Annotated in this window: 27 protein-coding genes; 12 read left to right on the top strand and 15 right to left on the bottom strand. The window is 72.8% G+C overall.

Annotation, left to right across the window (positions count from 1 at the left end):
- Positions 1 to 20 precede the first annotated feature (20 nt).
- The 3 genes from catA to BJ958_RS24980 are packed head-to-tail and all read left to right on the top strand — an operon-like array spanning position 21 to position 1,944.
- Positions 21 to 872 carry a catechol 1,2-dioxygenase gene (gene catA, locus BJ958_RS24990; protein ID WP_179729485.1) on the top strand — a complete coding sequence of 284 codons (852 nt, stop codon included), beginning with the start codon at positions 21 to 23 and terminating at the stop codon, positions 870 to 872.
- The gene (gene catC / locus BJ958_RS24985) at positions 872 to 1,147 is read left to right on the top strand and encodes a muconolactone Delta-isomerase (protein ID WP_179729484.1); all 276 of its coding nucleotides are present in this window, start codon (positions 872 to 874) and stop codon (positions 1,145 to 1,147) included. Before catA ends, catC begins: the two co-directional genes overlap by 1 nt.
- Positions 1,147 to 1,944: an alpha/beta fold hydrolase gene (locus tag BJ958_RS24980; RefSeq protein WP_218865965.1), complete on the top strand. Its 798-nt coding sequence runs from the start codon at positions 1,147 to 1,149 to the stop codon at positions 1,942 to 1,944. The genes catC and BJ958_RS24980 overlap by 1 nt, the downstream gene beginning before the upstream one ends.
- A 9-nt stretch (positions 1,945 to 1,953) precedes the next feature.
- Here BJ958_RS24980 and BJ958_RS24975 read toward each other — a convergent pair whose 3' ends face one another.
- The gene (locus BJ958_RS24975) at positions 1,954 to 2,256 is read right to left on the bottom strand and encodes a chorismate mutase (RefSeq protein WP_203045803.1); all 303 of its coding nucleotides are present in this window, start codon (positions 2,254 to 2,256) and stop codon (positions 1,954 to 1,956) included.
- Between the two features lie 67 nt (positions 2,257 to 2,323).
- Here BJ958_RS24975 and BJ958_RS24970 point away from each other — a divergent pair, with 67 nt between their 5' ends.
- From BJ958_RS24970 to BJ958_RS24955, 4 genes are all read left to right on the top strand, one after another.
- A complete protein-coding gene (locus tag BJ958_RS24970) occupies positions 2,324 to 3,679 on the top strand; it encodes a TrpB-like pyridoxal phosphate-dependent enzyme (protein WP_179729482.1) in 1,356 nt (451 codons plus the stop codon).
- 7 nt (positions 3,680 to 3,686) lie between these two features.
- A complete protein-coding gene (locus tag BJ958_RS24965; RefSeq protein ID WP_179729481.1) occupies positions 3,687 to 4,169 on the top strand; it encodes a GNAT family N-acetyltransferase in 483 nt (160 codons plus the stop codon).
- Between the two features lie 94 nt (positions 4,170 to 4,263).
- Complete coding sequence (locus tag BJ958_RS24960) at positions 4,264 to 5,445, top strand: RtcB family protein (protein ID WP_179729480.1); 1,182 nt, start codon at positions 4,264 to 4,266, stop codon at positions 5,443 to 5,445.
- A 69-nt stretch (positions 5,446 to 5,514) separates the two neighbouring features.
- On the top strand, positions 5,515 to 6,132 hold the full coding sequence (locus BJ958_RS24955) for an HD domain-containing protein (RefSeq protein WP_179729479.1): 618 nt from the start codon (positions 5,515 to 5,517) through the stop codon (positions 6,130 to 6,132).
- Here the strand turns inward: BJ958_RS24955 and BJ958_RS24950 are convergent.
- Both BJ958_RS24950 and BJ958_RS24945 read right to left on the bottom strand, forming a co-directional pair.
- Entirely contained in the window at positions 6,121 to 6,867 is a 747-nt protein-coding gene (locus BJ958_RS24950) for a hypothetical protein (protein WP_179729478.1), read from the bottom strand. The genes BJ958_RS24955 and BJ958_RS24950 overlap by 12 nt on opposite strands.
- A complete protein-coding gene (locus BJ958_RS24945; RefSeq protein WP_179729477.1) occupies positions 6,864 to 7,178 on the bottom strand; it encodes a hypothetical protein in 315 nt (104 codons plus the stop codon). Before BJ958_RS24945 ends, BJ958_RS24950 begins: the two co-directional genes overlap by 4 nt.
- Before the next feature lie 94 nt (positions 7,179 to 7,272).
- Between BJ958_RS24945 and BJ958_RS24940 the strand changes: the two genes are divergently transcribed.
- Positions 7,273 to 7,635 carry a hypothetical protein gene (locus BJ958_RS24940; protein WP_179729476.1) on the top strand — a complete coding sequence of 121 codons (363 nt, stop codon included), beginning with the start codon at positions 7,273 to 7,275 and terminating at the stop codon, positions 7,633 to 7,635.
- On the opposite strand, the gene BJ958_RS24935 is transcribed toward BJ958_RS24940, so the two are convergent.
- Positions 7,636 to 8,325, bottom strand: a complete 690-nt coding sequence (locus BJ958_RS24935) for a GntR family transcriptional regulator (protein WP_179729475.1) — start codon at positions 8,323 to 8,325, stop codon at positions 7,636 to 7,638.
- A gap of 130 nt (positions 8,326 to 8,455) precedes the next feature.
- On the opposite strand from BJ958_RS24935, the gene BJ958_RS24930 reads away from it, so the two are divergent.
- Positions 8,456 to 9,073 (top strand): alpha-ketoglutarate-dependent dioxygenase AlkB, encoded by a 618-nt coding sequence (locus BJ958_RS24930; RefSeq protein ID WP_179729474.1) that lies wholly within the window; start codon positions 8,456 to 8,458, stop codon positions 9,071 to 9,073.
- A 6-nt stretch (positions 9,074 to 9,079) separates the two neighbouring features.
- Here BJ958_RS24930 and BJ958_RS24925 read toward each other — a convergent pair whose 3' ends face one another.
- The 6 genes from BJ958_RS24925 to BJ958_RS28850 form a co-directional block, all read right to left on the bottom strand.
- Positions 9,080 to 9,475 carry a VOC family protein gene (locus BJ958_RS24925; RefSeq protein ID WP_179729473.1) on the bottom strand — a complete coding sequence of 132 codons (396 nt, stop codon included), beginning with the start codon at positions 9,473 to 9,475 and terminating at the stop codon, positions 9,080 to 9,082.
- Between the two features lie 47 nt (positions 9,476 to 9,522).
- The gene (locus BJ958_RS24920) at positions 9,523 to 10,281 is read right to left on the bottom strand and encodes a hypothetical protein (RefSeq protein ID WP_179729472.1); all 759 of its coding nucleotides are present in this window, start codon (positions 10,279 to 10,281) and stop codon (positions 9,523 to 9,525) included.
- A gap of 9 nt (positions 10,282 to 10,290) precedes the next feature.
- Positions 10,291 to 11,082, bottom strand: a complete 792-nt coding sequence (locus BJ958_RS24915; RefSeq protein ID WP_179729471.1) for an inositol monophosphatase family protein — start codon at positions 11,080 to 11,082, stop codon at positions 10,291 to 10,293.
- Positions 11,083 to 11,146: 64 nt separating this feature from the next.
- Positions 11,147 to 11,749 carry an aminoacyl-tRNA hydrolase gene (pth, locus tag BJ958_RS24910; protein WP_179729470.1) on the bottom strand — a complete coding sequence of 201 codons (603 nt, stop codon included), beginning with the start codon at positions 11,747 to 11,749 and terminating at the stop codon, positions 11,147 to 11,149.
- A gap of 95 nt (positions 11,750 to 11,844) precedes the next feature.
- Positions 11,845 to 12,489 (bottom strand): 50S ribosomal protein L25/general stress protein Ctc, encoded by a 645-nt coding sequence (locus BJ958_RS24905; protein ID WP_179729469.1) that lies wholly within the window; start codon positions 12,487 to 12,489, stop codon positions 11,845 to 11,847.
- Positions 12,490 to 12,691: 202 nt separating this feature from the next.
- Positions 12,692 to 13,171 (bottom strand): MarR family winged helix-turn-helix transcriptional regulator, encoded by a 480-nt coding sequence (locus BJ958_RS28850; RefSeq protein WP_281367204.1) that lies wholly within the window; start codon positions 13,169 to 13,171, stop codon positions 12,692 to 12,694.
- Positions 13,172 to 13,204: 33 nt separating this feature from the next.
- On the opposite strand from BJ958_RS28850, the gene BJ958_RS24895 reads away from it, so the two are divergent.
- Positions 13,205 to 13,840 (top strand): maleylpyruvate isomerase family mycothiol-dependent enzyme, encoded by a 636-nt coding sequence (locus BJ958_RS24895; RefSeq protein ID WP_179729468.1) that lies wholly within the window; start codon positions 13,205 to 13,207, stop codon positions 13,838 to 13,840.
- Between the two features lie 17 nt (positions 13,841 to 13,857).
- On the opposite strand, the gene BJ958_RS24890 is transcribed toward BJ958_RS24895, so the two are convergent.
- Positions 13,858 to 14,481: a maleylpyruvate isomerase family mycothiol-dependent enzyme gene (locus tag BJ958_RS24890; RefSeq protein ID WP_179729467.1), complete on the bottom strand. Its 624-nt coding sequence runs from the start codon at positions 14,479 to 14,481 to the stop codon at positions 13,858 to 13,860.
- 70 nt (positions 14,482 to 14,551) lie between these two features.
- Here BJ958_RS24890 and BJ958_RS24885 point away from each other — a divergent pair, with 70 nt between their 5' ends.
- A complete protein-coding gene (locus BJ958_RS24885; protein ID WP_179729466.1) occupies positions 14,552 to 14,992 on the top strand; it encodes a MarR family transcriptional regulator in 441 nt (146 codons plus the stop codon).
- A 71-nt stretch (positions 14,993 to 15,063) separates the two neighbouring features.
- A complete protein-coding gene (locus BJ958_RS24880; RefSeq protein ID WP_179729465.1) occupies positions 15,064 to 16,230 on the top strand; it encodes an ATP-binding protein in 1,167 nt (388 codons plus the stop codon).
- A 249-nt stretch (positions 16,231 to 16,479) separates the two neighbouring features.
- On the opposite strand, the gene BJ958_RS24875 is transcribed toward BJ958_RS24880, so the two are convergent.
- Genes BJ958_RS24875 through BJ958_RS24860 form a run of 4 tightly spaced genes read right to left on the bottom strand, consistent with a single transcriptional unit; the run spans position 16,480 to position 20,859 of the window.
- The gene (locus tag BJ958_RS24875) at positions 16,480 to 17,460 is read right to left on the bottom strand and encodes a ribose-phosphate diphosphokinase (RefSeq protein WP_179729464.1); all 981 of its coding nucleotides are present in this window, start codon (positions 17,458 to 17,460) and stop codon (positions 16,480 to 16,482) included.
- A gap of 34 nt (positions 17,461 to 17,494) precedes the next feature.
- Complete coding sequence (glmU, locus tag BJ958_RS24870; protein WP_179729463.1) at positions 17,495 to 18,994, bottom strand: bifunctional UDP-N-acetylglucosamine diphosphorylase/glucosamine-1-phosphate N-acetyltransferase GlmU; 1,500 nt, start codon at positions 18,992 to 18,994, stop codon at positions 17,495 to 17,497.
- Positions 18,995 to 19,027: 33 nt separating this feature from the next.
- Entirely contained in the window at positions 19,028 to 19,681 is a 654-nt protein-coding gene (locus BJ958_RS24865) for a LuxR C-terminal-related transcriptional regulator (RefSeq protein ID WP_425489789.1), read from the bottom strand.
- Complete coding sequence (locus tag BJ958_RS24860; protein ID WP_218865964.1) at positions 19,666 to 20,859, bottom strand: sensor histidine kinase; 1,194 nt, start codon at positions 20,857 to 20,859, stop codon at positions 19,666 to 19,668. The genes BJ958_RS24865 and BJ958_RS24860 overlap by 16 nt, the downstream gene beginning before the upstream one ends.
- Between the last annotated feature and the right edge of the window lie 13 nt (positions 20,860 to 20,872).

Here is a 20,872-nt window from a genome sequence, read left to right as displayed (position 1 = left end):
CAACCCGAGAGGACACCGCCATGACCACCGAGGTCGCCACCGCCGCCGCTTCCGGCGCCAGCGCCACCGAGCGCTTCCACACCGACAAGTCGCCCTTCGCCGCCGTCGCGGGCACGCCGCCCGAGCGGGTCGACCGGCTCGCCCGCCGCGTGCTCGACGCCGTCTACCAGACGGTCCGCGACGAGAAGGTCACCTACGACGAGTTCAACGCCTTGAAGGCGTGGATGATCAACGTCGGCGAGGACGGCGAGTGGCCGCTCTTCCTGGACGTGTGGCTCGAGCACGTCGTCGAGGACGTCAACACGGCCCACCGCGAGGGCAACAAGGGCTCCATCGAGGGCCCCTACTACGTACCGAACGCGCCCGAGCACGGCAGCTCGGGCACCATCGACATGCGCGAGGGTGAGTCCGGCACCCCGCTCGTGTGGACCGGCACGGTCACCTCCACCGACGGCACCGTCCTCGAGGGCGCCCTCGTCGAGCTCTGGCACGCCGACGCCGACGGCTTCTACTCGCAGTTCGCCCCCGGCATCCCGGAGTGGAACCTGCGCGGCAACTTCCGCACCGACGCCGCGGGCGGCTTCGAGATCCACACGATCCAGCCGGCGCCGTACCAGATCCCCACCGACGGCTCCTGCGGCAAGCTGATCGCCGCCGCCGGCTGGCACGCCTGGCGTCCGGCGCACCTGCACGTGAAGGTGTCGGCGCCCGGCCACGAGCTGCTCACCGCCCAGCTCTACTTCCCCGGCGACGAGCACAACGACGACGACATCGCCTCGGCCGTCAAGCCCGAGCTGCTGCTGGACCCGAAGCCGCAGCCCGACGGCTCGGTCACCGTCGACTACGGCTTCGTGCTCGACCCGGTCCGCTGATGCTCTTCTGTGTCCGGATGGACGTCTCGATCCCGCGCGACCTCGACCCTGCAGAGAGGGAGGACACGGTCGCGCGGGAGAGGGCGTACTCCCAGGAGCTGCAGCGCAGCGGCGAGTGGGCGCACATCTGGCGCATCGTCGGGCTGTACTCCAACATCAGCATCTTCGACGTCGACTCGAACGCGCGCCTGCACGAGATCTTGTCGAACCTGCCGCTGTTCCCCTACATGAGCATCGAGGTCACCGCGCTGACCGAGCACCCGTCGGCGATCTGATGCTGCCCTCGATCGCGGTGCGTCACCTGTCCGGCAGGCCGGCCCGGCCGTTGCTGGTCGTCGGGCCCTCCCTCGGTACGACGGTCGACCGGCTCTGGGGTCCGGTGGCCTCCCGGCTCCCCGGGTGGAACGTGCTCGGCTGGGACCTGCCCGGCCACGGCGCGAGCCCGGCGGTCGACCGGCTGACTCCCGGCTTCTCCGCCGAGGGGCTCGCGGCGGCCGTGCTGGCAGCGGTGTCCGAGACGGCCGGTCGCGACGTCCCGTTCGCGTACGCGGGCGACTCGGTCGGCGGTGCCGTGGGGCTCCAGCTCGCGCTCGACGACCCCGAGCGGGTCAGCTCGCTGGCCGTGCTGTGCAGCGAGGCCGCCTTCGGCACCTGGTCCACGTGGCCGGAGCGGGCCGCGCTGGTCCGCGCCGAGGGGATGACGCCGATGGTCGCCTCCTCCCCCGCACGCTGGTTCGGCTCCGCGCTCGCCGACGACGACCCACGCCGCGCGGCTGCGGCGACCGACCTGGCCGCGGTCGACCCCGAGAGCTACGCCCGCGTCTGCGAGGCGCTGGCCGGCTTCGACGTGCGCCCACGGCTCGCCGAGGTGGGCGTCCCGCTGCTCGCGGTCGCCGGCGCCGACGACCTCGCGACACCTCCGGCGGTGCTGGCCGGGCTCGCGGACGCCGTACCGGCCGGCCGGCTGGAGGTGCTGCCGGGTGTCGGACACCTGGCGCCGTACGAGGCACCGGACCAGGTCGCCGCGCTGCTCCTGGCCCACCTCGGCGCGCGCGAGCCGGCGAGCGCCTGAGGAGCTCCGTCAGTCCTCGTTCTCCTCGGCGAACTGCTCGTGGTTGCGGATGACCTCCGCGATGATCACGTTGAGGATCTTCTCGGCGAAGTGGGGGTCGAGCCCCGAGCTCTCCGCCATCGACCGCAGCCGGGCGATCTGGACCGCCTCGCGAGCGGGATCGGCCGGCGGCATCGCGGCGCGCGCCTTGAGGCGACCGACCGCCTCGGTGCACTTGAACCGCTCGGCCAGCAGGTGCACGAGGGCGGCGTCGAGGTTGTCGATGCTCGACCGGAGTCGGTGGAGCTCGGCCCGGGCGTCGTCAGCACTCACGGACGACATCCTGCCCTACGATCCGAACCAGCCAGGACCGACAACCGCAGACCGAGAGGACGCCCCCATGAGCGACGACCAGGTGATGTACACCCTCGAGCCGGAGGAGCAGCCGACCCGCTGGTACAACATCGTCGCCGACCTGCCGACGCCTCCCCCGCCGCCCCTGCACCCGGGGACCCACGAGCCGGTCGGGCCGGACGACCTGGCGCCGCTGTTCCCGCCGGAGCTGATCGCGCAGGAGGTCACCGCCGAGCGGTACGTCGACATCCCGGAGCCCGTGCTCGACGTCTACCGGCAGTACCGGCCCAGCCCGCTCTACCGCGCCCGCCGCTGGGAGCAGAAGCTCGGCACCAGCGCCCGGATCTACTACAAGTACGAGGGCGTCTCGCCGGCCGGCTCGCACAAGGTCAACACGGCCGTGCCGCAGGTCTACTACAACAAGATCAACGGCATCACCCGCCTGACGACGGAGACCGGCGCCGGGCAGTGGGGCACGGCGCTGTCCTACGCCAGCGCGCTGTTCGGCGTGAGCTGCGAGGTGTGGCAGGTCGGGGCGTCGTACGACACCAAGCCGCAGCGCCGCACCCTGATCGAGGTGTTCGGCGGCAAGGTGCACCGCTCGCCGAGCCGGCTGACGGAGTCGGGCAAGGCGTTCCCCGAGGAGCACCCGGGCTCGCTCGGCATCGCGATCTCCGAGGCGGTCGAGGTCGCGGCGCAGGACCCGGAGGCCAAGTACGCGCTGGGCTCGGTGCTCAACCACGTGCTGCTGCACCAGACGGTCATCGGCGAGGAGGCGCTGCTCCAGCTGGCCAAGGCCGGCGAGACCGGGGCCGACCTGGTCGTCGGCTGCGCCGGCGGTGGCTCGAACTTCGCCGGTCTCGCGTTCCCGTTCCTGCGCGAGAAGCTCGCCGGCAACCAGGCACCGCGGATCCTCGCGGTCGAGCCGAGCTCGTGCCCGACGCTGACCCGCGGCGAGTACCGCTACGACTTCGGTGACACCGCCGGCCTCACGCCGCTGATGAAGATGCACACGCTCGGGCACGACTTCGTCCCGTCGCCCATCCACGCCGGCGGCCTGCGCTACCACGGCATGGCGCCGCTCGTCTCGCACGCCGTCAACGAGGGCCTGATCGACGCCGCCGCCCTGCACCAGAGCGAGTGCTTCGAGGCTGCCGTCGAGTTCGCCCGCACCCAGGGCATCGTCCCGGCGCCCGAGTCCTCGCACGCCCTGGCGCAGGTACGCCGCGAGGCGCTCGCCGCGACCGAGGCCGGCACCTCCCCGGTGATCGTGGTCGGGCTGTCCGGGCACGGCCTGCTCGAGCTCGGCGCCTACGAGAGCTTCCTCAGCGGCAGGCTCGAGGACGACCCGCTGTCGGACGAGGCGCTGACCGAGGCGCTGGCGAACGTCCCGGTCGTCTGAGGCACCGATGAGCGTCCACGTCCGCCCGGCCACGCCTGCGGACGTGGACGCCGTGGTGGCGGTCGGTCACGCGACCTGGCCGGCCACCTACACCCCGATCGCCGGCGAGGAGTACGTCCGCCGCGGCCTCGCCGAGTGGTGGTCGCCCGAGGGCACCGCGCGAGCGATCACCGCCGGCCGGGTGCTCGTGTCCGAGTCCGGAGGGCAGGTGACCGGCGTGGCGACGTACTCGATCGACGGCGACGTCGTCGACCTCTGGAAGCTGTACGTCGTGCCCGAGGCGCAGGGCACCGGCGCCGGCGCCGCCCTCCTCGACGCGGTCGTGACCGGCCCGGGCGCGGGAGCCGGCGAGATCCGGCTCGCGCACATGGCCGGAAACGACCGGGCGCGCGCGTTCTACGAGCGCCACGGGTTCACCGAGACCCATCGCAGCGCCGACGAGCTCGGCGGACCGGACAGCGTCTGGATGCGGCTACCGCTGCGGAAATGACGTGTGCAACGCATTTCCGGGCACCTAGCGTCGTACGCCGGTCCGCACCCCGCGGACCGACGACACGAGAAGGGCCACGACGCAGGACACCACGATGGACAAGATCACCCCGAAGCTCCTCAGCTGGGCTTCGATCCTCGAGCAGGGCACGCGCGACCAGGCGGTGACGACGGCACGCATGCCGTTCATCCACCCGCACCTCGCGCTGATGCCCGACGCCCACCTGGGCCTGGGCGCGACGGTGGGCTCGGTCATCCCGACCCTCGGTGCGATCATCCCGGCCGCGGTCGGCGTCGACATCGGCTGCGGCATGATCGCCGTGCGCACCCGGCTCACCACCGACCAGCTGCCCGCCGACCGGCGACCCCTGCGGGAGGCCATCGAGCGGGCGGTCCCGCTCTCGGCCGGCGCCGCCAACCGCACGATCAGCAGGGAGCACACCGAGCGCCGGCTCGCCGAGCTCACCGCGCTGGCCGAGCAGGCGGGCTTCGAGCCCGGGCGCTACGCCAGGCAGTGGGACCTCCAGCTGGGCACGCTCGGGTCGGGCAACCACTTCATCGAGGTGACCGTCGACGAGGAGCAGCGCGTCTGGCTGTTCCTGCACTCCGGGTCGCGCGGCGTCGGCAACAAGATCGCGCAGAAGCACATCGGGGTCGCCCGCGACCTGTGCGCGAAGTGGTGGATCGACCTGCCCGACAAGGACCTCGCCTACCTCGCCGAGGGCACCGACGAGTTCTGGGCCTACATCCGCGAGATGCGGTGGGCACAGCGCTACGCCCTGCTCAACCGCGAGGAGATGATGGACCGGGTGGTCCGGCAGTTCGCGGAGTGGGTCGGCCTCGGCTCGGCCGACGAGCTCGAGCGGGTCGAGGAGATCAACTGCCACCACAACTACACCGAGCAGGAGCGCCACTTCGGCAAGGACGTGTGGCTGTCGCGGAAGGGCGCGATCAACGCGGAGCGGGGTCGACCCGGCCTGATCCCGGGGTCGATGGGGACGGCGTCGTACGTCGTCAGCGGCCTCGGCAACCCGGTCGCACTCAACTCCGCGCCGCACGGCGCGGGCCGGGAGTACTCCCGGTCGAAGGCCCGCCGGACCTTCACCCGTGAGCAGCTGCGGGAGGCGATGGCGGGCATCGAGTACCGCGACACCGACGCGTTCATCGACGAGATCCCGGCGGCGTACAAGGACATCGACCGGGTGATGGCCGACGCCGCCGACCTCGTCGAGGTCCGGCACGTGCTGCGCCAGATCGTGAACGTGAAGGGCGACTGAGCGCTGGACGACGTCCCTGATGCGGGGGTGCCGGTGACAGCGGCCGGGGCGGTCGGTTTGAATACCGGGATGGAGGACGACCATCCCGACGTGACCGACCTGCCCTGGCCGTTGACCGGCGCCGATGCCCTGCGCGACGAGCTGCTGGCGGCCTACGGCGACCCGAGCCGCGGCCACCACGGCACCCGCCACCTCGCCGAGGTGCTGCAGCGGCTCGACGAGCTCGCCGCCGCAGGGGTGGCGTACGACCGCACGCCGGTGCTGCTCGCCGCGTGGTTCCACGACGCGGTCTACGACGGCGAGCGCGACGCCGAGGAACGCTCCGCCGCCTGGGCCGAGGACGCGCTGCCCGCCCACGCCGACGAGGCGACCGTCGCCGAGGTGGCCCGGCTGGTCCGGCTCACCGAGCACCACCGGCCGGAGGCCGACGACGCCAACGGGTGCGCGCTCTCGGACGCAGACCTGTCCATCCTCGCGGCCGCGCAGGAGCGCTACGACGAGTACGTCGCCGCGGTGCGATCGGAGTACGCCCACCTCGACGACGACGTGTTCGCCGCCGGCCGGGCCGAGGTGCTGCGGGCGCTGACCGACACCCCGGCGCTGTTCCGCACCGCGCACGGCCGCAGCGAGTGGGAGAAGACCGCGCGGGCCAACGTCGCACGCGAGCTCGCCGGGCTACCGGCCTAGCTCCTCCCGCACGACGTCGGCGACCCGCCGCAGCGCGGCCAGCCGGTCGAGGTGCTCGTCGACCTGATCGACCACCTCCACCTTCATCGCGAGGAGCCGGTCGACGATGGCGACCAGCCGGCGGGCGTCGTCGACCAGGTCGGTGACGGCGTCGAGGCCGTGCACCGCGACCTCGGCTCCGAGGACGGCCCAGCCGGCCGGACCGGCGACCCGGGCGAGCAGCCGCGTCATCAGCCGGGTGCCCTTGTCGACGAGCTCGACGACGAGCTCCTCGACCTCGACGGCCAGCCGCTCGGCGAACCGGGCGACCTCCTCGAGGGCCGGGACCGCCCCGGCCAGCAGCTCGCCCGCGCCGCGAGCGGCGGCGGCGTGCCGCCCCAGCCGGAGCAGGTACGACGCCGCGGCGTCACCCTCCCAGCCGGGCCCGACCGCGAGCGCCATCCGGGCGGTGGAGGCGGCGTAGCGGGCCAGCGCAGCGTCGAGGTGACCGATCGCGGCGGAGTTCTGCCGGATCCGCCGGTAGTCGCCGGTCAGCGGCAGCACGACCAGCTCCTGAAGGCTCTCCTCGGGCAGGCGGCGCAGCCCGCACCCGAGGTCGTTGAGGACGTCGATGCCCGTGTTGACCGTGTCGCGGATGCGGTCGAAGGTGCGGTCCAGCGCCCGGAGCTCCGCGTCGTGGCGCAGCCGCTCGGGTCCGGGCCCGGGCTCCGGGAGGAGCAGCGGCTCGACGGTCATCGGGCCACCACCGGCATCAGGGCGACCGCGTCGTCGTCGACCGCTCGCAGGTCCAGGCGGGTCGACGCGACGCCGTGCCGCAGGTCGGCCCAGTCGTCGAGAGCCAGGGCACGCAGGTCGCCGAACCCGTCGGCGAGCAGGTCCATCAGCTCGGCCAGCGGACGCAGCAGGCACAGGGGGCTGGGCTCGAAGCCGGCCCGCTGGCACACCCACCGCCGGGCGTACGACGTCAGCTCGGCGACCTGCCCCGCGAGCTCGGCCATCTCGTCGTCGAGCCGGTCCAGGTCGCCCCACACGGCGGACAGGGTCATGGCGGTCCCCTCTCGGTGGCTCCCGCGGGTCGGGAGCGGTGCCGGCTGCCATGCCCCGGGCGGCCCCGTCACCAAACCCGCGCACAATGGACCTGTGGACGACAGCGTGATCTTCCGTGCCCGAGCGCAGGTGCTGGCCGACCTGCAGGCCCGTGCCCTCGGTACGCCGGACTCCGTGACTTTGCTCGAGGACGCCTGCTCCGAGCGCCGCTGGTGGCTGGAGCAGTGGCCCGAGGGGGCGCCGTTCATCGCCGGCCTGGTGGCCCAGGACGTGCAGGACGGACTCGCCGACCGGTTCGGCCGGCACGCACGGGAGGGCCTGTGGCCGCTGTGCACGCGCTGCGACGGCGGCCCGCTGCACGCGCTGCACATCGAGCCCGACCTCGGGGGTCCGGACCCCACCTGGGTCTGCGAGGAGTCCGGGGTCGAGGTCGCGCCGCTCGGCGAGCTCTCCTGATCAGCCCCGCAGCAGCAGGCTGACCGTGTGCTGGTCGCCGCGGTAGAGCGTGCGCGTGACCTCGACCACGACCTCCTCGGCACACGCCCGGCGGTCGTGGCGCAGCACCGGGGCACCGCTGCGCACCTCGAGCAGCGCAGCCTCCTCCGCGCCGGCCGCGCACGCCGCCAGCACGTCCTCCGACCAGGTCGGTCGCAGGCCGCGGTCGCCGAGGTCGTCGTACAGGCTGCTCGGCAGCGCGTCGACCAGACCGGGCACCCGCCGCTCGACGAGGTAGGTGTCGGACAGGCAGACCGCTCGGCCGTCGGCCATCCGCAAGCGCCGCCAGCGCACCAGGAGCGAGCCGGGGGCGACCTGGAGCGCGGTCGCGAGCGCGTCGCCCGCGGGGATCCGTTCGGCGACCAGGGTGTGGGTCTCGGCGACCATGCCGCGGCGGGCCATCTCCTCGGTGAAGCCGAGGACGCCGGTCGCCGCACGACGGGGCGCGGCGACGAACGTGCCCCGCCCGGGCACGCGTTCCAGCACTCCCTCGCCGACCAGCGCGTCCAGCGCCTGGCGCACCGTCATCCGGGCGACGCCGAACCGGTCGACCAGGTCGCGCTCGGACGGAGCCGCCGTTCCCGGCGCGCTGCCGGCGACGAGCTCACGGACGTACTCACGGATCGTCACGTGCTTGAGCGAGCGGCTCATCGACCCCCCTGGTGCTGTCCCGCCGGAGGTCGACAGTAGGTACGCGCGGCGGGCACCGTCCCGGGAACCGACGGAATTTTGCCGAGCGTGCCATGCGAACACCTGTTCGACCCGGAGGTATCCTCGGTCCATGACGGTGGACTTCCAGACCAGCCTGTTCGACGCCTCGGCGAGCGAGGTCACCACCGAGCGTCGCGTGCTGAGCGCGGGCGCCTGGGTCGACGTCGCGCGCGACTGGCTGCCCGACGCCGACGAGGTGTTCGCGACACTGGTCCGCGACGTGCCGTGGCGCGCGGAGCGGCGGGCGATGTACGACCGGGTGGTCGACGTCCCGCGCCTCGTGTTCACCTACATGATCGGCGACGAGCTGCCCCATCCGGCGCTCACGGACGCACGGGAGCGACTGACGCAGCGCTACGCCGCCGAGCTGGGTGAGCCGTTCCGGACCGCCGGCTGCTGCTACTACCGCGACGGGCGCGACAGCGTCGCCTGGCACGGCGACACGATCGGGCGCGGCTCCACCGACGACACCATGGTCGCGATCGTCTCGGTCGGCGACCCGCGCCGACTGCACCTGCGCCCGCGCGACCCCGAGCGCCGCGACGAGGCGTTCGCGGTCGAGATGGGCCACGGCGACCTGGTCGTCATGGGCGGCTCGTGCCAGCGCACCTGGGAGCACGCCGTACCCAAGGTGGCCTCGGCCGGACCGCGGATCTCCGTGCAGTTCCGGCCGCTCAACGTCTTCTGAGGGCTCTCAGGAGCCCGCGAGCTCGCCCTGCGAGCGGACCACGCAGAACTCGTTGCCCTCCGGGTCGGCGAAGGTGACCCAGCCGCTGCCGGGGCCGTGGATGCCGCGGTGGTCGGCGACCTGCACGGCGCCGTACGCCAGCAGCCGCTCGATCTCCTCGTCCCGGCTGCCGGTGCGCGGGCGCAGGTCGAAGTGCACGCGGTTCTTGCCGACCTTGCGGTCGGGGACCTCGATGAACAGCACCTGGTGACCGGTGTCGGGGTCGATGATCATGCACTCCTCGTGGCCCGGCAGGTTCGGGTCGCCGGGCAGGTCGGTGTAGCCGAGGACCGGCTTCCACCACTCCGAGAGCTCGTAGGCGTTGGCGCAGTCGACGGTGGTGTGCGAGATGTACGACGTCACGCACCCACCCTTGCCGGGACCGCACGCCCGGGCAACCGGGTTTCGCGTCAGGGAGTGACCGTCGCCGAGGGACTGGGCGTCGCGGAGGGCGCCGGGGTCGGCGCGAGCGTCTCGGTCGGCGTCGCGGTATCGGTCGGGACCTCGGTCGGGGTCGCAGGACCGGTCGGCTCGGTGGGCAGGACCGTGGCGGTGTCGGACTCCGTCGGGCTGGGCGTCGGCGTCGGGGTCTCCTCGGCCGGCAGCTCCTGCTGCTGGTGCTTGTCGGTGCCCTTGCCGCCGCCGTCGCCGAACACCCCGCCGATCGAGGTCCGGTCCTTGCCGTCGGTCCCGCCGGTGATCGTGGAGACACTCCTGCCGGCGATCAGCTCGACGGCGCTGATCACCACCAGCGTCAGGACGAAGACGATGGCGGCGAGCATCGCGAGCCGCTTCCACGGCAGCGCCGTCCAACGACCGCCGGCGGCGAGCGGGGCGACCGCGTCGTCGTCCCCGGCCTCGGCGGCCCCGGCAGCCTCGGTGACCCGGGTGACCTCGGACGCCTCGACGTGACGGTGCGCCCGGGCCGCCTCGCGCTGCAGCGCCGCAGCCTGCACCTCGGCCACGCGCCGGCGGCTGGACTCGATGCCCTGCTTGTACAGCGCGGTGCTGACCGTCGCGATCACGCTGCCGAGGGCCGCGCCGATCAGGGTCCCGGCGGCGCCGAGGGTGGACAGCAGGACGGCGACCGTGACGGCCGCGCCCGCGCCGGCGAACGTCGCGGGCCAGTCGATCCGCGGCGTGCGCTCCTCGGTGCCTTCCTCAGCCATGCCGTGGCGTCAGTCGGTGCCGTTCGCCTTGATGAAGGCGAGGATCTGCTCGGACAGCTCGGGACGGCACACGATCACGTCGGGCAGGTAGACGTCGGCCTGGTTGTAGACCAGCTCGCTGCCGTCCACGCGCGAGGTGAACAGGCCCGCGGCGCGTGCGACCGCGACCGGCGCGGCCGAGTCCCACTCGTACTGGCCGCCCGCGTGCACGTAGGCATCGGCGACGTCGCGCACGACCGACATCATCTTCACGCCGGCCGAGCCCATCGGGACCAGCTCGGCGTCCAGCTCCTTGGCGAGCGCCTCGACGAAGGCCGGCGGGCGGGTGCGGGAGACGGCGATGCGCGGGCGCTGCGAGGTGCGGGCCGGGACGACCGGCGGGGTGCCGGTGTTGAAGGTCTCGCCCAGGGCGGGCTGCGCGACGGCGCCGGCGACCAGCCGGCCGTCCTGCCAGAGGGCGACGTGCACGGCCCAGTCGTCGCGCGGCGGCTCGGAGAACTCGCGGGTGCCGTCGAGCGGGTCGACGATCCAGACCTTGGCGGCGGTCAGCCGGGCGTCCTTGTCGGCCGCGCTCTCCAGCGCCTCCTCGGAGAGGACCGCGTCGTCGGGGCGGTAGGTCGCCAGCAGGTCCATCAGCAGCACGTGCGCCGCGCGGTCTCCGGCGTCCTTGAGCTCCTTGCCCTCCAGGCCCTCGGTGCGCACCTCCAGCAGGCGGCGGCCGGCCTCCTCGGCCAGCCAGGCAGCGAGGCGGTGGTCGTCGGCGACGACCTCGGGGGCGGGGGTTCCGGGCTCGAAAGTCACGCGGCCAGCGTAGTGGCCCGTCGTCGACCCGCGGCGTCCTGTCCCGTTGATGCCGCGCGGCAGCTCAGCTGTTGAACCGGGACTGGGTCTTCTCGAGCCCGTCGGCGATGAGCGACTCGACGGCGTCGGCGGCCGAGTCGATCTGGAACGGCAGCTCCTTGCGCTCCACGGTGCCGTAGTTGGAGAGCACGAAGTCGGCGACCTCCTGGCGACCCGGCGGGCGGCCGATGCCGGCCCGGACCCGGTAGAAGTCGCCGGTGCCCAGCGAGGAGCGCATCGACTTGAGGCCGTTGTGGCCGTTGTCGCCGCCGCCCTTCTTGATGCGCAGCGTGCCGAAGTCGATGTCGAGCTCGTCGTGGATCGCGATGACCCGGTCGGCGGGCACCTTGTAGAAGGTGGCGAGCGCCTTGACCGGGCCGCCCGACTCGTTCATGTACGAGCGGGACTTGGCCAGCACCACGCGGGGGCTGGCGGCACCCGGGGCGCCGAGCCGGCCCTCGACCACGTCGGCGCGGCCGCTCTTGTGGGCGCGGAAGCCGCTGCCCATCCGGCGGGCGAGCTCGTCGACCACCAGGTAGCCGATGTTGTGCCGGTGCCCGGCGTACGACGGGCCGGGGTTGCCGAGCCCGACGACGAGCCAGACGTCGGCGCTGTTCGCGTCAGCCACGAAGGTCTCCTCGTCGGGTGCGGCAGTGCTCCCCGGCGCGAGCGTCCGCGCCGGGGAGATCAGTCGGCCCAGGAACCACCTGAGCCGGCTGGTGATCACTCGCTGTCGCCGGCCTCAGCAGCCTCGGCGGCGGGCTCGTCCTTCTCGATACCGGCCTCGGCCTCGGCCTCCTCGAGCGCGGCCTCGGCCTGCTCGGCGGTCTGCGCGGCGGTCACGTTGACGACGAGGGTGTCGGCCTCGGTCAGCAGGGTGACGCCCTTGGGCAGCTCGACCTGGCTGGCGAGGATCTGGGTGCCGGCCTCGGCGCCCTCGATGCTGACCTCGAACTGCTCGGGGATGTGGGTGGCCTCGGCCTCGACCTGGATGGTCGCGTTCTCGGTGACGACGAGGGTCTCGGCGGCAGCGTCGCCCACGACGTGCACGGGGACGTCGACGGTGACCTTCTCGCCACGCTTCACGGCGACGAAGTCGACGTGCTCGAGGACGCGGCGGACCGGGTCGACCTGGACCTGCTTGGTGAGGGCGAGCTGCGACTGGCCGTCGAACTCGAGCTCGAGGACGGCGTTCGCGCCGCCGTGCTTGATCGCCATCATCGTGTCGTGGCCCGGGAGGGTCAGGTGGACCGGCTCGTTGCCGTGGCCGTAGACGACAGCGGGGATCTTGTTGTCGCGACGGATGCGGCGGGCGGCACCCTTGCCGAACTCGGTGCGGACCTCGGCCTGGATCTTCTCGCTGCTCATGGGGATCTCCTGATCGTCAGTGCTGATGGGCGGCTGCGCTCGGAGACGAGAAACGCCGCGCTTCCCTCACCCGGTGACCGGCGGGGCGCGCGGCGTCATGAAGACGGACCGGCCCAGTCGATCACGGAGTCACAGAAGCGGGAGCTCCCTCGCCGAGGCAACCGCAGAAGACTACTCGGGACGGTGGGGCGACGCGAAATCGTCACCGGTACGGGTCGGTGATCTCCCGCAGGTCGCTCAGCGCCGCCTGGAGCGCCGCCATCCGCTCGGCCCCGAGGTGACGGGTCCACTCCCGCGCGATCGCCCGCTCCTCACGGCGCGCGACCCGCTGCACCTCGCGTCCCCGCGGCGCGATCACCACGAGCCGGGCCCGGGCGTCGGCGGGGTCCGGCACCCGTTCGACGTACGCCCCGCGCTCGAGCTGGTCGACCAGCACGCTCGCGCTCTGCTTGGTGATCCGCGCCTGCTCGGCCAGCTCGGTGACCCGGATCCCGTCCTCGCTCAACCGCGCGGCGACCCTGCCCATGGCGGGCGTCAGGTCCGTGTAGCCGGCCGCGACGACGGCGTCGGCGACCCGCTGCTCGACGTACCGCGCGCCGATGAACATCAGCAGGGCCGGGTGCGGCTCGGGCATCGCAGCAGCCTCCTGGGTCTTGACGAACTGGTCAGGCAGACTGACCATATCAGTCAGGGAGACTGACCAAGGGGAGTCGACATGGACAAGGCCACGATCTGGGCGCACATCCACGCCGAGCGCGCCGCGCTGGCCGCCACCCTGGCCGACCTCGACCCTGCGGACTGGGCGCACGACACGCTCTGCCCGGGGTGGACCGTCCACGACGTCGCGGCCCACGTCATCTCCACGCCTCAGATCGGCTGGGCCCAGATGCCCGGCATGACCGTGCGCAACCTCGGCCGCGGCTACAACGCGATGATCTACCGCGAGGTGAAGCGGCTCGGCGCCCGCGAGACCCGGGAGAGCATCCTCGGCGACTTCGAGCGGTTCGCGACCAGCACCCACCACGTCCCGACCACCACCTCGGTCGAACCGCTCATCGACGCCCTCCTCCACCACCAGGACATCGCCCGGCCCCTCGGCATACGACGCACGATGGCTCCGGAGGCGGCGGCCGTCGCCGCGGACCGGGTACGGCGCCTCGCGTTCCTGATGGGCTCCGGCAGGCTCGTCCGCAGCGTGCGGATGGTCGCCACCGACATCGACTGGGACCGCGGCAAGGGGCCCACGATCACGGGCCCGATCCAGGAGCTGCTCATGCTCGCCTCCGGCCGGGCACCCGACCCCGACCTGGTGAGCGGCGACGGACTCGCGGCGGTCGCCGGGCGCCACTGAGGCTCGGGCGAGTGCGATCAGGCCAGCCGGACCAGCGACCGGCCGTCCCCCTCGACCAGCGCGCCGTCCGCCGCCCGACCCGTGCACAGGAGCAGCAGCTCCAGCATCGGTGCACGCACCTCAGCCCCCTGTCCGTGGCTCCACGGGACGTCGATCGCGACCATCCGGACTCCGCCGAGTCGGGGCCGACCGAAGAAGAGACCGAGCCGCAGCGCCGTGTCCGCGGCGGCCGCCGACGCCTCCGGCGGCGCGTCACGATGCAGGCCGAGCGGGCGGACGATGTCCTGGACGTGCACGAGGACGTCCATCAGCGGCTCGAGGTGTCCCGTGAACGGAGTCGAGACGCGCGAGCCGTCGTACGTCTCGTACTGCTCGAGGATGGCGGGGATCTCCGCCCGCCCACGTCGGCGGCCCTCGAGCAGTCCGACCCGCGGCACCCAGAAGCCACCGCGAACGCAGGCGCGGAGGAACGGTCCCCAGGTCATCTGGGGCACGGAGATCACGTGCGCGGCGACGTCGCGGACGGTCCAGCCGGGGCAGACCGACGGCGTGGCCCAGGCCGTGTCGTCGAGCCCGGCCAGCAGGTCCGCCAGCGAGCGGCGCTGCTCGTGGGTGTGTCCCCACGCCGTGTCGACGTCCATCGGCCACCTCGCTTGCTAGTCTCGCCTCTGTGATAGTCAGAAATTCTGACCATCTTGTCAAGGAGCGGCCGTGCCCGAGACCGATCCCCTGCCCACCCCGCTGCTGCTGTTCATCCCGTACCGGTACGCCGAGAACGCCTCGCTGGAGCACCTCGCGGCACAGGGCTTCGCCGACCTGACGCTCGCCCAGGCGCGGGTGTTCGCGCGGATCGCCGACTCGGGGTCCCGGCTGACCGAGCTCGCCGAGTCGGCCCAGGTCACCAAGCAGACGGCCGGCTACATGGTCGACCAGCTCGAGGCAGGCGGGTACGTCGAGCGCGTGCCGGATCCCACCGACGCGAGGGCCCGGCTGGTCCGGGTGGCCGGTCGCGGCGAGCAGGCACGCGCCGCGGCGATGGAGGCACTGAGCCATCTCGAGGCGCAGTGGCGGGCACACCTGGGCCCACGCCGGATGGCCGTGCTGCGGGAGAGCCTGGCAGCGCTGCGCGAGATCACCGACCCGTACCTCTGAGCCCTCGACACCAGGGGATACCGCTTTATACTTCGGCCAAGTATAAAGACGTATCACGCGCGGGAGGCGGCATGCCGAGCAATCCCTACACCCCCGGCCAGGTCCCCCGGATCCTCGCCGGCCGCGCCGTGGAGATGCGCCGCATCGAGGGCCTACTGGCCAGGGTGGCGACGTACGGCGAGCTCGGCGGCCCGCTCATGGTGTTCCACGCGCCGCGCGGCATCGGCAAGACCTCGCTCCTGCGCGCCGCACAGCGCGGTGCCGTCGAGGCGGGGTTCGTCACCGCCTGGGTGGCCTGCTCGCGGCAGCAGCCGGTCCTCTCGGCCATCGCGCACAGCGTCGGCCGTGCCCTCGAGCGGGCGGACGCCGTACCTGCGGGCACGCGATGGCGCGGGCAGCTCGAGCGGCTGACCGTGGAGGTCGGGCTGCCCGGCGCCAAGGTACAGGCCGAGGTCTCCCGCAAGGAGGCGGCGACCGCTCCCCCGCACGCCGCGATCGGCATGCTCGAGTCACTGCTCCACGACGCCGCGGCGTCGGTGCGCGGTCATGGCGGGGCAGGCCTCTTCCTGCTCCTCGACGAGCTCCACACGGCCTCGGCCGACGAGATGTCGGTGCTGCTCAACACCCTGCAGAACCTCGACGGCGAGCGGACGGAGAACCCGCTCGCCACCGTCGCCGCCGGCCTGCCGGTCACCCCGGAGGCGCTCACCCGGGCCGCGACCTTCGGCGAGCGCAGCACCTTCGTCTCGCTCGACGTGCTGTCCGACGACGACGCCCGCGCCGCCCTGGTCGCCCCCGCCGAGGCGGAGGGCGTCACCTGGACCGACGGCGCCCTGGCCGCCGTCGTCACCGAGTCACGCGGCTACCCGTACCTGCTCCAGCTCCTCGGCTCCACCACCTGGGACGCCGCCGACCCCGACACCGGCACCCGACTGACGCTCGCCCACGTCAAGCGTGGCCTGCCCGTCGCCCGCGACCAGCTCGCCGCGATGCACCGGGCACGGTGGGGCGCCGCCTCCCGCCTCGAGCAGCGCTTCCTCGCCGCCATGGCCGCCGCCGGCGACGGCAACGTCACGCGCGCCGCGATCGCCGCCGGCATGGGTGTCGACTCGCGCGCCATCAGCGTCCCCCGGGAGCGGCTGATCGAGAAGGGCGTGATCGAACCGGTCGGTCACGGCCTGGTGCGGTTCACGCTCCCCGGCTTCGGCCAGTTCGTCCGGGGTCTCGAGGACGCCTGACCGCTGGGCAACCTCGGGTCGATGCGCTGAAGGACTCGCGGTGTTGGTTTGGCGCTCGCTTCGCTCGCGCATGTCGGGCGCCGGAAGACACTCAGCCGCATGTGATGCGCTCAGGCATCACGTGCGGCTGATTCTCGTCGCGCCGCCCGCCTTTTCTGGACGGAGGAGCGAGCGAGGAACGAGCGAGCGGGGGAGGAAGAAACGGCGCCACAAGGCGGCGCGACATGCGAGCGAAGCGAGCCAAACGGCTCAGGCATGTCCGTCGAACATCGACGTCACGGAGCCGTCCTCGAACACCTCGCGGATGGCCCGGGCGACGAGCGGCGCGATCGACAGCGTGGTGAGCTTGTCGAACTGCTTCTCGGGCGGCACGGGCAGCGTGTTGGTGATGACGACCTCGGTGGCCGAGCAGTTCTTCAGCCGGTCGACCGCGGGGTCGGACAGGATCGCGTGGGTGGCGGCGATGATGACGCCCGCGGCGCCGTCGGCCATGAGCGCCTCGGCAGCCTTCACGATGGTGCCGCCGGTGTCGATCATGTCGTCGGTCAGCACGCACATGCGGCCCTTGACGTCACCGACGACGCGGTTGGCGACGACCTCGTTGGCGACGTCGGTGCGGCGCGTCTTGTGGATGAACGCCAGCGGCACCTCGCCCAGGCGGGCCGCCCAGCGCTCGGCGACCTTGATCCGGCCGGCATCGGGCGAGACGACGGCGAGCTCCTGGTCGCCGTACTTCTCCTTGATGTAGTCGGTGAGGATCGGCAGCGCCATCAGGTGGTCGACGGGGCCGTCGAAGAAGCCCTGGAGCTGGTCGGCGTGCAGGTCGACGGTGATGATCCGGTCGGCGCCGGCGGTCTTGAACAGGTCGGCCATCAGGCGGGCCGAGATCGGCTCACGGCCGCGGTGCTTCTTGTCCTGCCGGCTGTAGCCCCAGAACGGCATGACCACGGTGATCCGCTTGGCGGAGGCGCGCTTGAGCGCGTCGACCATGATCAGGTGCTCCATGATCCACTCGTTGATCGGAGTGGTGTGGCTCTGGATCACGAACGCGTCGCAGCCGCGCACGGACTCCTCGTAGCGGACGTAGATCTCGCCGTTGGCGAACTCGTACGCCGACGTCGGGACGAGCGCCTGGTCGAGGATCTGGGCGACCTCGTCGGCCAGCTCGGGGTGTGCTCGTCCGGAGAAGACCATCAGGTTCTTCTCGGTCGTCCGCTTCAGACCGCTCACGCGCGTGACTCCCCCTGGTCGGCGAAGGTGGTACCTAGGATTCTGCCCGCTCGGCGGGGTCGTCCCCAAGTCCGGGTCCGTTTTCGGACTGTTCACCCGTGGCGCCCGCCACAGCAGCCCCAGCAGCCTCCGCCGCGGCCGCCTGCGCGGTGCCGGCCCGGTGCGAGGCCACCCACCCCTCGAGGTTGCGCTGGGGCGAGGCGCTGACGGCGAGCGCGCCGGCCGGCACGTTGCGGCGTACGACGGTCCCGCCGCCGGTCGAGGCGCCGTCGCCGATCACGACGGGGGCGACGAAGGTGTTGTTGGAGCCGGTCTTCGCCTGCTTGCCGACGACCGTGCGGTGCTTGTTGACACCGTCGTAGTTGGCGAAGATCGTGCCGGCGCCGATGTTGGTGCCCTCGCCGATCTCGGCGTCGCCGACGTAGGACAGGTGCGGGACCTTGGCGCCGTCGGCGATCTGGGCGTTCTTGGTCTCGACGAAGGTGCCGATCTTGCCGTCGGCGCCGAGCAGGGTGCCGGGGCGCAGGTACGCGAACGGTCCGACGGACGCGCCGGCGCCGATGACGGCGAGCTGCCCGTGGGTCCGTACGACGCGCGCGCCGGTGCCGATCTCGCAGTCCTCGAGGGTCGTGTCCGGCCCGACCACGGCGTCCTCGGCGACGACGGTCGCGCCGAGGAGCTGGGTCCCGGGGAGGATCGTGACGTCGGGGGCGAGGACCACGTCGGCGTCGATCCAGGTGGTCGCCGGGTCCATGACGGTGACGCCGTCCTCCATCCAGCGGGTCACGATGCGACGGTTGAGCTCGCGGCCGAGGACGGCGAGCTGGGCGCGGTCGTTGGCGCCCTCGGTCTGCTGCGCGTCCTCGATCGCGTGGGCGGCGACGACCAGGCCGGCATCACGGGCCAGCCCGATCGCGTCGGTGAGGTAGTACTCGCCCTTGGCGTTGTCGTTGCCGATCCGGCCGATGACGTCGGCGAGGTAGGCCGCGTCGAAGGCGAGGATCCCGGAGTTGATCTCGGTGATGGCGCGCTGGGCGTCGGTGGCGTCCTTCTCCTCGACGATCGCCTGCACGGCGCCGGCGTCGTCGCGCACGATCCGGCCGTAGCCGAACGGGTTCGCGACGATCCCGCTCAGGATGCTGACCGCTGCGTCCGCGGCGCGGTGAGCCTCGGCGAACGCGCGCAGGGTCTGCGTCTCGAGGAGCGGGGTGTCACCGTTGGCGACCAGGACGACGCCCTCCGTCGGCGCGTCGGCGAGCGCATCCAGCGCCACCCGTACGGCGTGCCCGGTCCCGAGCTGCTCCTCCTGGACCGCCAGCACGGCGTCGGGGTACCGCTCGCTGACGTGCGGAGCGACCAGCTCGCGCTGGTGGCCGACGACGGTGACCAGGCGGGCCGGCTCGAGGGCCGCGACGGCCGTCAGGACGTGGCCGATCATGGTGCGCCCGCCGATGCGGTGCAGGACCTTCGGCGTCTTCGACTTCATGCGGGTGCCGCCGCCGGCGGCGAGGACGATCACGGTCAGGTCGCTCACGCGGCCACCCTAGATGAGGGTGATCGACGGGCATCATCGCCCGTCCAGCCAGGCCAGCACCGCCAGCACCCGCCGGTTGTCGTCGGCGGCCTGGGGCAGGTCGAGCTTGGTGAAGATGTTGTTGATGTGCTTGCCGACGGCCTTCTCGGTGACCACGAGCCGGGCCGCGACGGCCGCGTTGGAGCGGCCCTCGGCCATCAGGGTGAGCACCTCGCGCTCACGGTCGGTGAGCCGGTCCAGCGGTCGCGACCGGGCTGACACCAGCGCCGCGACCACCTCCGGGTCGAGCACCGTGCCGCCACCTGCCACCTGGTGGACGGCGGCGAGGAATCCGTCGACGTCGGCGACCCGGTCCTTGAGCAGGTACCCGATCGCCCCCTCTCCCCCGGCCAGCAGGTCGCGTGCGTAGAGCGGCTCGACCCACTGGCTGAGCACCAGCACCGGGAACGCCAGCCGCGTGGCCCGCACCGCCGTCGCCGCCTCGAGCCCCTCGGTGGTGTGCGTCGGCGGGAGGCGTACGTCGACCACCGCGATGTCGATGTCGTCACGGGTCAGCGCCCGGGCCAGCGAGGGCGCGTCGTCGACGGCCTCGACGACGGAGATCCCGCCGGACTCGAGGATCCGGGTGAGGCCCACGCGCAGCAGCGCCTGGTCCTCGGCGAGGACTGCTCTCAGAGGGGCAGGCACGACACCTCCATCCGGACCGTGGTCGGTCCACCCGCGGGGCTGTCGACCGCCAGCATGCCGTCGAAGGCGGCGAGCCGGCGCGCGACCCCCGCCAGCCCGGACCCGCCGCTGTCCGCTCCCCCACGCCCGTCGTCGCCGGCGACGAGGCGCAGCCGGCCGCCGTCGTACGTCCCGCTCACCCACGCCCGGGTCGCCGCCGCGTGCTTGACCGTGTTGGCCAGGCACTCGGCGAGGGCGAAGTAGGCGGCCGACTCGACCGGCGCGGGGAGCCGCGGCACCGCCACCGAGACCGCGACGGGCACGGGCACCGCGACCGCCAGCGCCTCGATCGCGCCGGCCAGGCCGCGGTCGGCGAGGACGGGCGGGTGGATGCCGCGGACCACGGAGCGCAGGTCGTCGAGCGCGTCCATCGTCGTCTCCCGCGCCTCGCGCAGCAGCGCGGCAGCGGCCTCGGGGTCGGTCTGGAGCAGCTTCTCGGCGAGCCCGACGCTCATCCCGACCGAGGCGATCCTGGCCTGGGCCCCGTCGTGGAGGTCGCGCTCGATGCGGCGCACCTCGGCGGCGGAGTGGTCCAGCGTCTCGGCGCGCGACTCCTCGACCTGCCCGACCCGCTCCTCCAGCTCGGCGACCCGGTCGTGGCCGAGGATGGCGCGCTCGGCACGGGCGCGGGCGCTGGCCAGCGGCTCCACGGTGACCCACCAGGCCAGCAGCAGCGGCCCGCTGAAGACGAGGAGCAGCACCCAGGCCCAGTCACCCGCGGTGAACGCCAGGATCAGCCAGGAGACCGGCGTGGTCAGCAGCAGCGGCGGCAGCACCGAGAGGACGAAGCCCCCGGTCGCGGAGAAGCACAGGAACCCGAAGTCCCGCCAGCGGGCCGGGTCACGCAGCCAGTACGCCGGACGGACCAGGGCGACGCCACGGTCCGGTGCGTACGACGCCGCGATGCCCTCCCCCAGCAGCCGGCCGCTGACCCGGCGGTGCGCCGCGGTCAGGGCAGCGGTCGCCGGGACCACGGCCAGCGCCAGCACGAAGCCGACGCCGGCCAACCCGAGCGGCAGGCAGAGCAGCGTGAGGATCGCGAGCAGGAGCGACGGGACGAAGGACGCGGCGTACCCGGCGGAGAGCAGGGTGAGCCGGAGCCGCTCCGCCAGTGCGTCGACCGTCACCGTGGCGTCCATCGCAGGCCAGTCT

Origin of the sequence: Nocardioides kongjuensis (assembly GCF_013409625.1) — a bacterium.
Lineage (GTDB): Bacteria > Actinomycetota > Actinomycetes > Propionibacteriales > Nocardioidaceae > Nocardioides > Nocardioides kongjuensis.
This window is presented reverse-complemented; position numbering and strand designations above follow the sequence as displayed.